Origin of the sequence: Nocardia sp. NPDC052316 (assembly GCF_044547795.1) — a bacterium.
Classification (GTDB): Bacteria; Actinomycetota; Actinomycetes; order Mycobacteriales; family Mycobacteriaceae; genus Nocardia.
Window position 1 is genome coordinate 1,266,064 of record NZ_JBIUBB010000002.1, and the last position, 12,872, is coordinate 1,278,935.

The 12,872-nt window shown below is 67.8% G+C and carries 11 protein-coding genes; 5 read left to right on the forward strand and 6 right to left on the reverse strand.

All coding sequences use genetic code 11. The features are described 5' to 3' along the window. Positions 1-78: 78 nt before the first annotated feature. Positions 79-1,782, forward strand: coding sequence for a bifunctional metallophosphatase/5'-nucleotidase (locus ACIHA7_RS12565; protein ID WP_397288610.1), 1,704 nt, complete (start codon positions 79-81; stop codon positions 1,780-1,782). Between the two features lie 305 nt (positions 1,783-2,087). Continuing rightward, entirely contained in the window at positions 2,088-4,100 is a 2,013-nt protein-coding gene (locus tag ACIHA7_RS12570; RefSeq protein ID WP_397288612.1) for an SDR family oxidoreductase, read from the forward strand. A gap of 79 nt (positions 4,101-4,179) precedes the next feature. Here the strand turns inward: ACIHA7_RS12570 and ACIHA7_RS12575 are convergent, their stop codons facing one another. The 3 genes from ACIHA7_RS12575 to ACIHA7_RS12585 form a co-directional block, all read right to left on the reverse strand. Next, positions 4,180-4,398: a hypothetical protein gene (locus ACIHA7_RS12575; RefSeq protein ID WP_397288615.1), complete on the reverse strand. Its 219-nt coding sequence runs from the start codon at positions 4,396-4,398 to the stop codon at positions 4,180-4,182. Between the two features lie 226 nt (positions 4,399-4,624). Then, entirely contained in the window at positions 4,625-5,281 is a 657-nt protein-coding gene (locus ACIHA7_RS12580; RefSeq protein WP_397288617.1) for a cutinase family protein, read from the reverse strand. 157 nt (positions 5,282-5,438) lie between these two features. Further along, positions 5,439-6,473: a zinc-binding alcohol dehydrogenase family protein gene (locus ACIHA7_RS12585; protein WP_397288753.1), complete on the reverse strand. Its 1,035-nt coding sequence runs from the start codon at positions 6,471-6,473 to the stop codon at positions 5,439-5,441. 192 nt (positions 6,474-6,665) lie between these two features. Here ACIHA7_RS12585 and ACIHA7_RS12590 point away from each other — a divergent pair, with 192 nt between their 5' ends. Further along, positions 6,666-7,301 carry a TetR/AcrR family transcriptional regulator gene (locus tag ACIHA7_RS12590; RefSeq protein WP_397288619.1) on the forward strand — a complete coding sequence of 212 codons (636 nt, stop codon included), beginning with the start codon at positions 6,666-6,668 and terminating at the stop codon, positions 7,299-7,301. Beyond that, the gene (locus tag ACIHA7_RS12595) at positions 7,298-8,983 is read left to right on the forward strand and encodes an FAD-binding dehydrogenase (protein WP_397288621.1); all 1,686 of its coding nucleotides are present in this window, start codon (positions 7,298-7,300) and stop codon (positions 8,981-8,983) included. Before ACIHA7_RS12590 ends, ACIHA7_RS12595 begins: the two co-directional genes overlap by 4 nt. Positions 8,984-9,003: 20 nt before the next feature. On the opposite strand, the gene ACIHA7_RS12600 is transcribed toward ACIHA7_RS12595, so the two are convergent. Both ACIHA7_RS12600 and ACIHA7_RS12605 read right to left on the reverse strand, forming a co-directional pair. Beyond that, positions 9,004-9,924 carry an expansin EXLX1 family cellulose-binding protein gene (locus tag ACIHA7_RS12600; protein ID WP_397288623.1) on the reverse strand — a complete coding sequence of 307 codons (921 nt, stop codon included), beginning with the start codon at positions 9,922-9,924 and terminating at the stop codon, positions 9,004-9,006. Between the two features lie 292 nt (positions 9,925-10,216). Continuing rightward, positions 10,217-10,837 carry a PadR family transcriptional regulator gene (locus ACIHA7_RS12605; protein WP_397288625.1) on the reverse strand — a complete coding sequence of 207 codons (621 nt, stop codon included), beginning with the start codon at positions 10,835-10,837 and terminating at the stop codon, positions 10,217-10,219. A 114-nt stretch (positions 10,838-10,951) separates the two neighbouring features. On the opposite strand from ACIHA7_RS12605, the gene hemC reads away from it, so the two are divergent. After that, positions 10,952-11,881: a hydroxymethylbilane synthase gene (gene hemC, locus ACIHA7_RS12610; RefSeq protein ID WP_397288628.1), complete on the forward strand. Its 930-nt coding sequence runs from the start codon at positions 10,952-10,954 to the stop codon at positions 11,879-11,881. Between the two features lie 10 nt (positions 11,882-11,891). Here the strand turns inward: hemC and ACIHA7_RS12615 are convergent, their stop codons facing one another. Continuing rightward, positions 11,892-12,734, reverse strand: coding sequence for an IclR family transcriptional regulator (locus tag ACIHA7_RS12615; protein ID WP_397288630.1), 843 nt, complete (start codon positions 12,732-12,734; stop codon positions 11,892-11,894). Positions 12,735-12,872 lie beyond the last annotated feature (138 nt).

Below are 12,872 nucleotides of genomic sequence, written 5' to 3' on the forward strand. Positions count from 1 at the left end.
GCGAGAGCACCGCGCGAACACCGGCGCGGGCAGGCGGGTGCGGTGGCAGCGACCGGCCGTACATGGGACAGTCGGAGAATGAACGCGCGCCGTCGCCTTGCCGCTGTCTTCTCCGGGTTCGTGAGCCTCGTCTTGATCGCCGGATGCGGCACCGCCGACGACAAAGGCAGTGCGCCGACGACATCGACCGCACCCGGCGCCATCCCCTTGGTCTCGACGAACGATCTGCCCGCGGCGAAATCCGATGAGATCCATCTGTTCGGGTTCAACGACCTGCACGGAAACCTGCAGCCACCGGCCGGTTCGACCGGGAAGATCGCGACCTACGACGCGGGCGGGGCCGCCTACCTGGCGACACATCTGGCGCGATTGAAGGCGGCCTACCCGGCGAGCGCGGTGGTCGCGGCGGGCGACGACATCGGGGCGAGCCCATTGGTGTCCGGGCTCTTCCACGACGAGCCGACCATCACGTTCATGAACAACATCGGCGTCGCCGCCTCCTCGGTCGGCAATCACGAATTCGACGACGGCGTACTGGAATTGGCCCGGCTTCAGCAGGGCGGCTGCGCGCCGGACGGGTGTTCGCCGGGCGAACCGTTCACCGGGGCGAAGTTTCCCTACCTCGCCGCGAACGTCACCGACGCCGAGGGCAAGCTGCCGCCCGCGCTGACGCCGTGGACCATCGTGCAGGTCGGCGGGCACAAGGTCGGCGTGGTCGGCACGGTCACCCCCGATACCGTGAATCTGGTTTTCCCCGAAGGCATTCGGGGGTATCGGTTCGGCGACGGGGTGGACGCGATCAACAAGTACGTGCCGGAGATGCGGGCCGCGGGCGCCGAGACCGTCGTGGCGCTCATGCACGACGGCGGCAGTCAGCGTGCCGCGAAGGACGCGCCGGTCGACTACAACGGATGCGCCGACCTCACCCCGAACGTCGTCGGGCTCGCCCAACGCGTCGACCCCATGGTGCGAGCGCTGTTCACCGCGCACAGCCACCAGTCCTACGTGTGCACGATCGACGGCAAGGTGGTCACCCAAGCGGCTTCCTTCGGCAGGCTGATCACCGATCTCACGCTGCGTTTCGCACCCGAGGGCGTGCAGGCGTCGGCGGTCAACCGAGTCGTCACCCGGGACGTGACGCCGGACGCCGCCACCACCGCGCTGGTCGACTTCTACGCCGAGCAGGCCCGCCCGCGCGCGGCCAGGGTGGTTGGCGCGGCCGCCGAGGTGCTGCCCCGCGAATCGGACGCCTCGGGCGCCTCGCCGCTGGGCAATGTCATTGCGGACTCGATGCTCTCGGCGACCGCGGGCCAGGCAGGCGCCGTCGCGGCGTTCATGAATCCGGGCGGCGTCCGCGCCGATCTGAAGGCCGGCCCGGTCACCTACGGCGACATCTACACCGTCCAGCCGTTCGGCAATCAGGTCGTCACGCTGACGCTCACCGGGCAGCAAATCCTGCGCCTGCTCGAGCAGCAGTGGGACAACACCAGCAAGCCCGCGGTGCTCTCCCTCGCCGGCCTCACCTATGCCTACGCCGACTCGGCGCCCAAGGGCGGCAAGGTGATCGGCGACAGCGTCCGGATCGCGGGACAGCCGCTCAACCCGGCCGCAACCTACCGAATCGCCACCAACAGCTTCCTCGCCGGTGGCGGCGACGGCTTCACGGTCTTCAGCGAGGGCACCGACAAGGTCCCCGGCCCCACCGATCTGGACGCTCTCGAAGCGCTCTTTCGCGACAAGCCCGCCGTCCAGGTGCCGCCCGCCCGGATCGAGAAACGATAGCCACTCGGTAGCTACTCCTAATTGGACGGTTGACCAGTTAAGGGATACCTGGAAATTGTTGTAACACTTACCCTTTGACCTGCGCCGATGGGTGACCAGTCCCACATAGTGATCCGGCCCGGAAGGCTTGCCGGGAATGATCAGGATCATTACTGTTTCCTATAAGTCAGGACGAAGGGGTTCCTACTTTCGGCCCGATCGCTGTTACCGCGTCTCGCGGCCGAACCAAAAAATCTCCGCATTCACCGTTGCATGCCGGATGACTTGTGCGACAACACGGTTCGAATGAACAGCAGGAGAGGGCGATGGCTACCTACATCGTGACGGGCGGTACCGGATTCTTGGGACGGCGGGTCGTTCAGGAGCTCCTGGACAATGACCCCGAGGCCGTCATCCACGTGCTGGTGCGCGAGGAGTCGCTGCAGAAGTTCGCCGACCTCGCCACCGGATGGGACGGCGGCGAGCGGGTGTTCTCGCTGGTCGGCGATCTCACCGCCGAGGGTCTCGGCCTCACCAGGGAGGCGCCCGCGGCGGATCACCTGATCCACCTCGGTGCCGTCTACGACATGACCGCCGACGAGGACACCGCGCACGCGGCCAATGTCGCGGGCACCCGGTCGGTGCTCGACCTGGCCCGCGCGACCGGCGCTGTGCTGCACCATGTTTCATCGGTCGCGGTGGCGGGCGATCACAAGGGCAAGTTCTTCGAGGAGGATTTCGACCTCGGCCAGCGACTCACCTCGCCCTATCACCGGACCAAGTTCGCGGCGGAGAAACTCGTCCGCGAATCGCGAGGGGTGCGCTGGCGGGTGTACCGGCCCGCGATCGTGGTCGGCGACTCGCGGACCGGCGCGATGGACAAGATCGACGGTCCGTACTACTTCTTCTCGGCCATCGCCAAGCTGGCCGCACTGCCCTCGGAACTGCCGCTGCCGCTGCCCGATCTCGGCGCGACCAATATCGTGCCGGTCGACTATGTGGCCGCCGCGATGGCCGCCCTGGTGCGCAAGCCCGGCCTGGACGGGCGCACGTTCCACCTGGTCAATCCCGAGCCGCAGCCGTTCAGCGAGGTCTACAGCGCGCTGGCCGCGGCCGCGGGTGCGCCGTCCGGTATCGGCGTGGTGCCGCTCAGCGCTCGCGCACTGAGCGGGCTCGCCCAGCTGCCCGGCGTGCCCGCGGTACGCGATTTCCTGTTGGAGCAGTTGGGGATTCCGGCCGCCGTCGCGCCGCATACCTCCTTCGCCGCGGAGTTCATCTCCGACTCGACCAGGGCGCAGTTGCGCGGCACCGGGCTGTCCGTGCCGCCCTTCGCCGACTATGCCGACCGGCTCTGGCAGTACTGGCGGGAGAACCTCGATCCGCATCGCGGGCAGCCTGCCGTGGCCAACGAGCCGCTCAACGGCCGGATCGTGCTCATCACCGGTGCGTCGTCGGGCATCGGCCTGGCCACCGCGCACGCGGTCGCGCGCCGCGGCGCCACCGTCCTGATGGTGGCCCGCGGCAAAGACGACCTGGCCGACGCGGCCGACTCCGTGCGCGCGGAAGGCGGTGTGGCCTATGACTATCCGTGCGACATCACCGACGCCGACGCGGTCGCCACGCTGGTGCAGGTCGTGCTCACCGAGCACGGCCACGTCGACTACCTGGTGAACAACGCGGGCCGCTCGATCCGTCGGTCGGTGCTGAACTCCACCGACCGCATGCACGATTTCGAGCGGACGATGGCGGTCAACTACTTCGGCGCGGTCCGGCTGATCCTGGCCCTGCTGCCCTCGATGCGGGCCAGGCGCTTCGGCCACATCGTGAACATCTCCTCGATCGCCGTCCAGACCAAGGTGCCCCGGTTCGCGGCTTACGTCGCGAGCAAGTCGGCGCTGGACAACTTCAGCGAGATCGCCGCCGTCGAGAACCGGGATGCCGGAATCACTTTCACCTCGGTGCGGATGCCGCTGGTGCGCACCCCGATGATCGCCCCCACCGATCTCTACAAATCGCTGCCCGTCCCGGATCCCGACCAGGCGGCCGCCATCGTGGTCCGCGCGCTCGAGGATCGTCCGCACCGCATCGACACCCCGGTCGGCACCTTCGCCCAGGCCGTCGAGCTGCTGATGCCGTCGGTGAAGCAGACCATCCTGCACCAGGGTTTCCGCCTCTTCGGGGAATCCCATGCGGCACAGGGCAAGAAGAAGGCGGCGGCGAAGAAGACCGACGCCGGGCGCAACCCGCTGGAGGTGCTCTCGCCGGTCCTCATGCCCTTCATGGCGCTGCCCGGCCCGGCCGCGCGTGTGGCCAGGGTGGTGCCCGGATTGCAGTGGTAACGAGCCTTCGTTTCCCGATTCGGGTTGCTCGGCCATCGTGCCGTATCTCGCAAATTGGGAGCGATCGGGCCGGAATCGCTCAGATTCGGGCGCGGTTCGGTGGGGTGATATGCGGGTAGCGGTAGTGGATTCGGGCGATGCAGTTGCGCACTGTGTGCAGCTCGGCCTGTAGGTCGCGCAGTCGCTGTGTTTGAAATGTCCTTTCAGCGGTATTGATGGCGCGCGCGAGGGTGCGTGCGTGTGCGGCGAGCAAGTCCAGAAAGACCCGGGCTTGTGCGATGTCGGAATCATCGGACATTCGCTGTTCCTATCACGCATCCGTCGCGCCGCACCACCGGAACTCCCCGCGTTCCATCGGATTTCGCCGCAGCGTGTCCGAATCGAAAAGGACCACCGGTGTTTCAGAGAATTTGCTGCGCACGGGGCGCAAATGGCCGTCGGTGGTACCGACGCACCTGCGGCGAACAGCCGTCAGCGGGGCCGACCCTCGGGTCGGCCCCGCCGCGGATTCCCCGGTGGAGGACTCAGACGCGCGAAGCGGCGAACTCGGCGGCAGGCCACATGGCCCACCCGTAGTTACCGTGCGCCCCGAAATCGAAGCCGGCACCGCACACCGGGTCGCCACCGGTGCAGTAGTTCGCGGTACGCCAGCCATACAGATCCGGCACGTTCCAGCCGACCAGCCGGACCGGATCACCGAAGAGCAGCACCGCCGCCACTCGCCATTCCATGTCGAACGGGAGGGTGTGCATGCCACCGAGCGCGGTCACGATGCCGGTACCGAGCACGCCGTGGGTGACCACCGCGCCCTGCGAGTAGCCGACCAGGATGAACCGCTGATCAGGGCAGATCGAGGACTGCCACATGATGTGCGCGGTCATGTCCTGGGTGCCGCGGCTGATCGAGGTCGGATCCAGCAGGTCCGCAGGATAATTGACGCGGTACGCACTGGAGCTCACCGGAAGCGTCTGCTGCAGCGTCGCATACAGTGGATCGCCGACCCCCGAACCCAGATATCCTGGTTCGTTGGTACCTCGTGCGACCACCACCTCGACCGCTGTACAGGGCGACGCCCACGCACTCGATCCTGTCGTCGTTCCGAATCCCGCGACGAGCAGTAGCACAATGAATGCCTGCACCACCCGCCACTTTTCGAAATGAATTACCTTCCGGTTTGCCATCGTGATCACCCGCTCACGCCGTTGTGAGAAGCCGAGTGACACTTGTCATAGACAAGTGGCACTCGGCTATATCTGCGAAGGTAAGAACGGCGGAGGTGGCCGTCAAGCAAAAGGACCTGAACGATGCTTACTCAGCACCGAATCGTGTCCTGCCCGGCTATTTCTCCGGCACGAGAACCGCTGCGCCGGTGAAACGTCCGTGCGCGAGGTCGGCGAGGGCCTGATTTGCCGCCCCCAAGGAGTACCCACGGGTGGTCACGGCTATCCGGTGTTCGCCTGCCAGCGAGAGAAATTCGCGGGCATCGGCGCGGGTGTTGGCGGTGACCGAGCGAATTTCCCGCTCCTGGAACAGGTGCCGCTGGTAATTCAGCGCCGGGATGTCGCTGAGGTGAATACCGGCGATGGCGAGGATGCCGCCGCGATCCAGCGCTTCGAGGGCGGGCGGCACCAGGGTGCCGACCGGCGCGAACATGATCGCCGAATCCAGTTGCACCGGAGGCGGATCCGCGGCACCCTGCGCGGAGGCGGCGCCTAGCGCCATGGCCAGCTCTTGCGCGGCCGGGTCGCGGGTCATCACGTGCAGCTCCGCGCCGCGGGCCAGCGCCACCTGAGCGGCGATATGCGCACTGCCGCCGAAGCCGTAGAGACCGAGCCTGCCGCCCGGCGGCAGTGCGGCGCGTTCCAGTGCGCGGTAGCCGATGATGCCGGCGCACAGCAGCGGGGCCAGCTCGGCATCGGTGTAGCCGTCCGGTAGTCGCAGCGCGTAATCGGCTGGCACAGTAGCGAATTCGGCGTATCCGCCGTCGGCATCCCAGCCGGTGTAAGTCGAACGGGGGCAGAGGTTCTCGGCGCCGCGCAGACAGTACTTACAGGCGCCACAGGTCCGGCGCAGCCAGGCGATGCCGACCCGATCGCCCACGGCGAAGGCCTGAGTGAACCGCGACTCTTCGGCCACCGCGCCGACCCCCGGTCCGACCGCCACCACCTCCCCGACCACCTCGTGTCCGGGTACCACCCCCACCCGATGCACCGGCAGATCGCCCTCGGCCACGTGCAGGTCGGTCCGGCACACACCGCACGCCAGCACGCGCACGAGTAACTCGTCGGCGGCGGGCTCGGGCACCGGCTCCCGCACCTGCTGCAACGGTGCCTCGTCGATGGGCCCCGGGCGTCGCACGCGCCAGCCGATCATGGATTCGGGCCGGTCGACCTCGTTCATACCGATCTCTCCTTTGTCACCAGGATGCACGGTCGTATCGAGTAGCGATCACCCTACTCGTCTGATTTCACCACGTCACAGCGCCAAATCTGATACGTTTGTGTATTGAATACATTTCTGTATCCGTTCGGCCGGTCACACCGGCTCCGCCCGAGGAGGTGCCCGTTGGCGTCCACCGACGCGAGAACCTCGGCGACCCGCGTCACCCGCCGCCGCGCCGAGACCAGGGAGCGGTTGCTCACCGCCGCCTATGAAGCCTTCGCCGAGGAGGGCTTCGGCAAGGCCACGGTGGAACGCGTCTGCGAGCGCGCCGGCTTCACCCGCGGCGCCTTCTACTCGAACTTCGGCTCGCTCGACGAGTTGTTCCTGGCCATGTGGGAGCAGCGCTCGGCCGCCATGCTCGCCGACGTGCAACGCCTGCTCGACGAGATCCCGGTCGGCGGCACCGATGTACGCACCTCGATCGAGCGGTTGGAGCGGGCGGTACCGATCGACGAGGGCTGGTACCGCATCACCGCGGAGTTCACCACCCATGCGCTGCGCAATCCCGAACTGCGGCAGGTGATGGCAGCGCGCGAAGAGGCGATCGTCGGCGCCCTGATGCCGACCGTCGTCGCGGGCTTGGCCAAGATCGGCCGCTCCGTGCCCGACCCGGAAGCCCTGGGCCAGGCACTCGTCGCGGTGCACGACGGCACCAGCGTGCAGGTGCTGATGGAACCACGCAGCCGCCTCGTCCGACGCAGGCGCACCGACCTCTTCTACCACGTCGTGCTGGCCTACAGCACCGAGACCGAAGGATGAACATGTCCGATTCCGCATTCGCCACCGAGGCAGATGTCCTTGTCGTCGGCGCCGGGCTGGCCGGCCTCGTCGCGACGCACGAGCTGGTCAAGGCGGGCCGCAAGGTGCACGTGCTCGACCAGGAGAACCGCAACAACCTCGGCGGGCAGGCATTCTGGTCGCTCGGCGGCCTGTTCATGGTGGACACCCCGGAGCAGCGGCGACTCGGCATCAAGGACTCCTACGACTTGGCGCTGCAGGATTGGCTCGGCTCGGCCGGTTTCGACCGCGACGACGAGGACCTCTGGGGCAAGCAGTGGGCGCAGGCCTATGTGCGGTTCGCGGCCACCGAGAAGCGCGACTATCTGCACGAGCTCGGGCTGCGGATCACCCCGGTGATCGGGTGGGCCGAGCGTGGCGGGAGTTTCGCCGACGGGCACGGCAATTCGGTGCCGCGCTTCCATCTCACCTGGGGCACCGGGCCGGAGGTGGTGCGGGTCTTCGCCGAGCCGGTCCTGGCGGGCGAGCGAAAAGGGTTGGTCGGCTTCAGTTTCCGGCATCGGGTCGACGAACTCATCATCGAGGACGGTGCCGCGGTCGGCGTGCGCGGCAGCGTGCTGGCCGAGACCGACCTCGAGCGCGGCAAGGCCTCGTCGCGAGAGGTGTTCGGCGAGTTCGAGTTCCGGGCGAAGGCGGTGATCGTCACCTCCGGCGGCATCGGGCACAACCATGAGATGATCCGGCGCAACTGGCCCACCGAGCGGCTCGGCAAGTGCCCCGAGACGATGATCTCCGGCGTGCCCGCGTACGTGGACGGGCGGATGCTCGCCATCACCGAGTCCGCGGGCGCCGCCCTGGTCAACCGGGATCGGATGTGGCACTACACCGAGGGCATCAAGAACTGGGATTCGATCTGGCCCGATCACGGTATCCGGATCATTCCCGGGCCGTCCTCGCTGTGGTTCGACGCGAACGGAACCCGCTTGCCCGCACCGTGTTTCCCCGGTTTCGACACCATCAGCACGATGAAGGCGATTCTGGCCACCGGTTACGACTACTCCTGGTTCGTGCTCACCCAGTCGATCATCGAGAAGGAGTTCGCGCTGTCGGGTTCGGAGCAGAACCCCGACATCACCAGCAAGGACTGGAAATTCACGCTCAAGAGCCGCCTGGCCAAGGGCGCGCCGGGGCCGGTGGAGGCGTTCAAGCAGCACGGTGCCGACTTCGTGGTAGCCGACAACCTGCGCGAGCTGGTCGCCGGGATGAACAAGATCGCGCGTGGCCCCCAGCTCGACTACGCCGCGCTGGAAGGCCAGATCGTCGCCAGGGACCGGGAAGTGGCGAACAAGTACACCAAGGACAGCCAGCTGATGGCGATCACCAACGCGCGCCAGTACCTGGGCGACAAGGTGAGCCGGGTCGCCAAGCCGCACCGGATCCTCGACCCGGCGGCAGGCCCGCTCATCGCGGTCCGGCTCAACATCATCACGCGGAAAACGCTGGGCGGCTTGCAAACCAACCTCGATTCGCAGGTGATGCGCCAGGACGGCACCGCGTTCCCCGGCCTCTACGCGGCGGGCGAGGTGGCCGGGTTCGGCGGCGGCGGCGTGCACGGATACAACGCGCTGGAGGGCACCTTCCTCGGCGGGTGCATCTTCTCCGGGCGCGCGGCGGGTAAGGCGCTTGCCGCGAAACTCGGCTAGGCCTCGGGTCGAAGCAGGGTCTAGGGCCGGCAGGCCGCGGAGACCGGGCTCGACGACGGTTGCGGCGCGGCGGCAGGCGTGGTCGGCGCGGTGACCGGCGGCGGCACGGTCTCGGGGACCGCGACCGGCGGTGTCCCGCTGTAGAGCCGGGTACCGGTCGGATGTACGCCCGGCTCCAGGTCGATGTCGTAGATCTCGGCCTGGTTGCCGTGCACGTCGGTGACGCGCGCGACGAACGGGCCTGCCCCGGCGCCGGAGATGGTCCAGTAGTTGTCCATGCCGCGAGTGAGGGGCTGCCAGTCGCCGCCCAAGACATGGCGAATAGCGATGTCCCGCAACGGATTTCCGGAACCGCTGACCAGCATGGCGAACCACGCGGCGCTGGAGTCCGGTTTCACCTGGTAGGACAGTTCCGGCGGCGGCTCCGGATTGTGCACCACGCGGTAGCGGACCGGCACCACGCCGTCGGACAGGTCGGCGAGCTGAGCGAACGCGGCGACGCTCAGATCCAGTTGTCCCGGAGCACATGCCGGGCAACGGTCGACGATGAGCGCCCGGACGTCGCCGCGCGGCCCCTGGATGTCGAGGTACGCACCGCACGGATCGGCCCTGCCGAACTCCGGCGTCGACATCCCCACATAGAGGCCGTCCAGCGGCAGGCCGGCGAACGAGCACGAGACGCCCTGGCTGAACGAGTAGAACCGCGCCTCACCGGACACCACCGGACGCGGGTCCGTCATGGGGGCGGTGATCGGCGTGAAACCGCTGTTGTCCACCGGCATTCGCGCCGTCGACGACTGGGTGAGCGCGCTCGGCGTCTCACAGTGCAGCGGGTCGGGGCGGGTCAGCCAGACCGCCGCACCCGCGATCGCGACCACACCGATCGCAGACCACAGCCACCCCGAGCGGACGTGTCGTTGGTTGATAGGTATCCGGTGCATCGCTCCCCGACTACGGTTCACCTGCACGTGACGACCTCGCTAGCGCTCGGCTGTGTCACGCGCCGGACGCGCTGCAAGATGGTTCGCTCGCTGCGCTCCTTCACGGACTGTCCATCCTGACGTCCATCAGGAAAGCAGTCGGACGGCCCGCCCATACGGGGAACGTAAATTCTTCGCAGTGAAAGGATCACGCTTCAGCAAGCGCGGGGCAAACGTCCAGCATCCTGCTGGACACTTCGGCAGCCCACCGGAAATCATCCGGTCACGCCGCACCCCCGGCGACGCGAATTTGTCAGGAGGCGCGGCGCTTCGCTTTCGGCACGCCCTTGGTGGGGATCTTGTCGACATCGGCGAGCAGCTCCCGGCCGAATTCGGCCTCGGCCTCGTAATGGCGCACGCACCAGCGCAATACGGCGGCCGGGTACGGCTGGGCCGGATCGTCGCCGGCGCCCACCGCGTCCGCCGCGGCCAGGCCCCGCATCCGGTCGGCGTAACCGATGTGCTCGGTGAGGATCTCGCGCAGCCGATCCGGCTCCGCCAGGTGGCCCAGCCAGGCGCGCAGCATCACGCTGTGCTTGAGCACCGGCGCCTCCACCGGCGCGTGGTTCACCCAATGCGCCGCCGCCGCACGGCCGTTCGCGGTGATGGCGTACATCCGCTTGCCGCGCACCCCGTCCTGCTGCCGTACCGTGCGCGAGCTCGCGTAGCCGTATTTCTCCAGCCGTTTCAGCTCGGCGTAGATCTGACTGAACGACGGACTCCAGTAGAAGAACTGCAGGCTGCCGTCGGCCCATTTCTTCAGGTCGTAACCGGATAGTTCGTCGGCGTGCGAGAGCATTCCGAGCACGGCCCAGCTGGTCGTGGGAAGGTCGGGTACCTCGGCTTTCGCCGAAACAGCCTGCGCGTCGGTCACCAGTAGGACTATATCGCTCAGGCCTATTTCCGGGGTCGGGTGAAAGTGTCCCGACCGCCGCATTCCCACGTCCCCGTTCCGGCCGGCCATCGGGGCAGGGGTAGGGTGCTCGCCATGTCGCGTACGCGCATTATTCGGATCGCTACTCGGTCCAGTCCGATGGCGCTCGCCCAGGCGGAGCAGGTCGCCGGATTACTTGCCGGCCTCGGGGTGGACAGCGAGCTGGTCAAGGTCACCACCGCCGGGGATCGGTGGATGGGTGATCTGTCCAAGCTCGGCGGCAAGGGCGCGTTCGTCAAGGAGATCGACCACGCCCTCTTGGTGGACGAGGCCGACCTCGCCGTGCACTGCCTCAAGGACATCCCCGGCGACATCCCGGTGCCCGAGGGGCTGGCGTTCGCCGGGTATCTGCCGCGCGACGACGTGCACGACGCGGTGATCACCGGCAACGGCGCGCCGCTCGCCGAGCAGCCCGAGGGCACCGTGGTCGGCACCAGCTCGGTGCGCCGGACCGCGCAGCTGCGCCTGCACTATCCGCACCTGACGGTGAAACCGTTGCGCGGCAACGTGAATACCCGGCTGGCCCGGCTCGAAGAGGGTCACGTCGACGTGCTGATCGCGGCCGTCTCCGGGCTGCACCGCGTCGAGCAGGCCCATCGGATCACCGAGACCCTGGACCTGGCGACGATGTGCCCGCCGATCGGCGCGGGCATCATCGCGCTGGAGTGCCGCACCACCGACACCGAACTGCTCGAACTCGGCGCCCGCCTGGACGACCAGGACACGCACCGTCAGGCCGATGCCGAACGTGCCATGCTGCATGCCCTGCAAGGGCACTGCAACTCCCCCATCGCCGGCTACGCCACCACCGAACGCACGGGCCGACTGACCTTGCACGGCAAGGTGTTCAGCCCGGACGGCGCCCAGTGGCTGGACTCCCGCCAGTGGGGTGTCCCGGAAGACCCGCAGGCGCTCGGCTTCTTCGTCGGCGCGGATCTGCTGCGCCAAGGCGCGCGCGCCATCATCGACGCGATCCCGCACTGAGCAAGCGGCCTCAGCGCCAGCGGGCGTGCCGCGGGAAGAGCGAACGGCCCGCCTCGTGCGCGACCTCGACAAGGACCCGAGCCAGCCGAGCGGTGTCCAGAGCTGTTCGCTCACCGCCGATTTGACCGGACAACGACAGGGCGGCCACCGCCGCGCCGCGACCGCGGAGCGGAACGGCCACGCAGGCGATGCCCGCCACCGACTCCTCATTGTCCACCGCGACGCCCTGCCGCTGCCGGACGCGGGCGAGTTCGCGATGCAATTCGGCTCTGTCGCAGATGGTTCGGGCCGTCAGCTGCGGCAGGTGATCCCGGAACGAGGTCTCGACGATGCTCGGTTCGAGCGACGCGAGCAGCGCCTTGCCCAGCGCGGTGCTGTGCGCGGGCATCCGACCGCCGAGGCGCGTCGGGATGCTCGCGGCGAACCGTCCGCCGGCCTTGTCCAGGTAGAGCACCTCGCGACCGTCGAGCACACCGAGGTGCCCGACCATGCCGGTGCGTTGACAGAGATCGTGTAGCAGCGGACTCACCACATCGCGAATCTCGTTGTGGTCAGCGGCGAGTCCGCCCAGCTCCAGGGTGCGCATGCCGAGGCGATAACCGCCGGGGGCGTGCGCGAGCCAGCGCAGCCGGATCATCTGATCGAGGATGCGATGCACCGTCGAGCGGGGCAGCCCGGTGCGTTCGGACAGCCCGAGCAGGGTGAGCGTCGGCGTCGCACCGTCGAAAGCGTCCAGTATCAACGTCATTCGCTCGATCATGGAGACCGGCGGCTGGGCCTGCCGGGCCGGTGGCTGGGCCGATCCCGCCCACAACTCTCCGGATTCGGGAGGGGTCACCGCCTCGACCGCCATGGCTCACCTCCACTGTGTGCTCGCCTAGAGCTTAGAAGTATTTCTAATAGGCATGTATGTTTCCGGCGCACTCCTTTGTGTGCCCCATCACAGTGCCTCGGCGGGCGCGAAGTGGAATCCCGGAAACTACGGAGACCA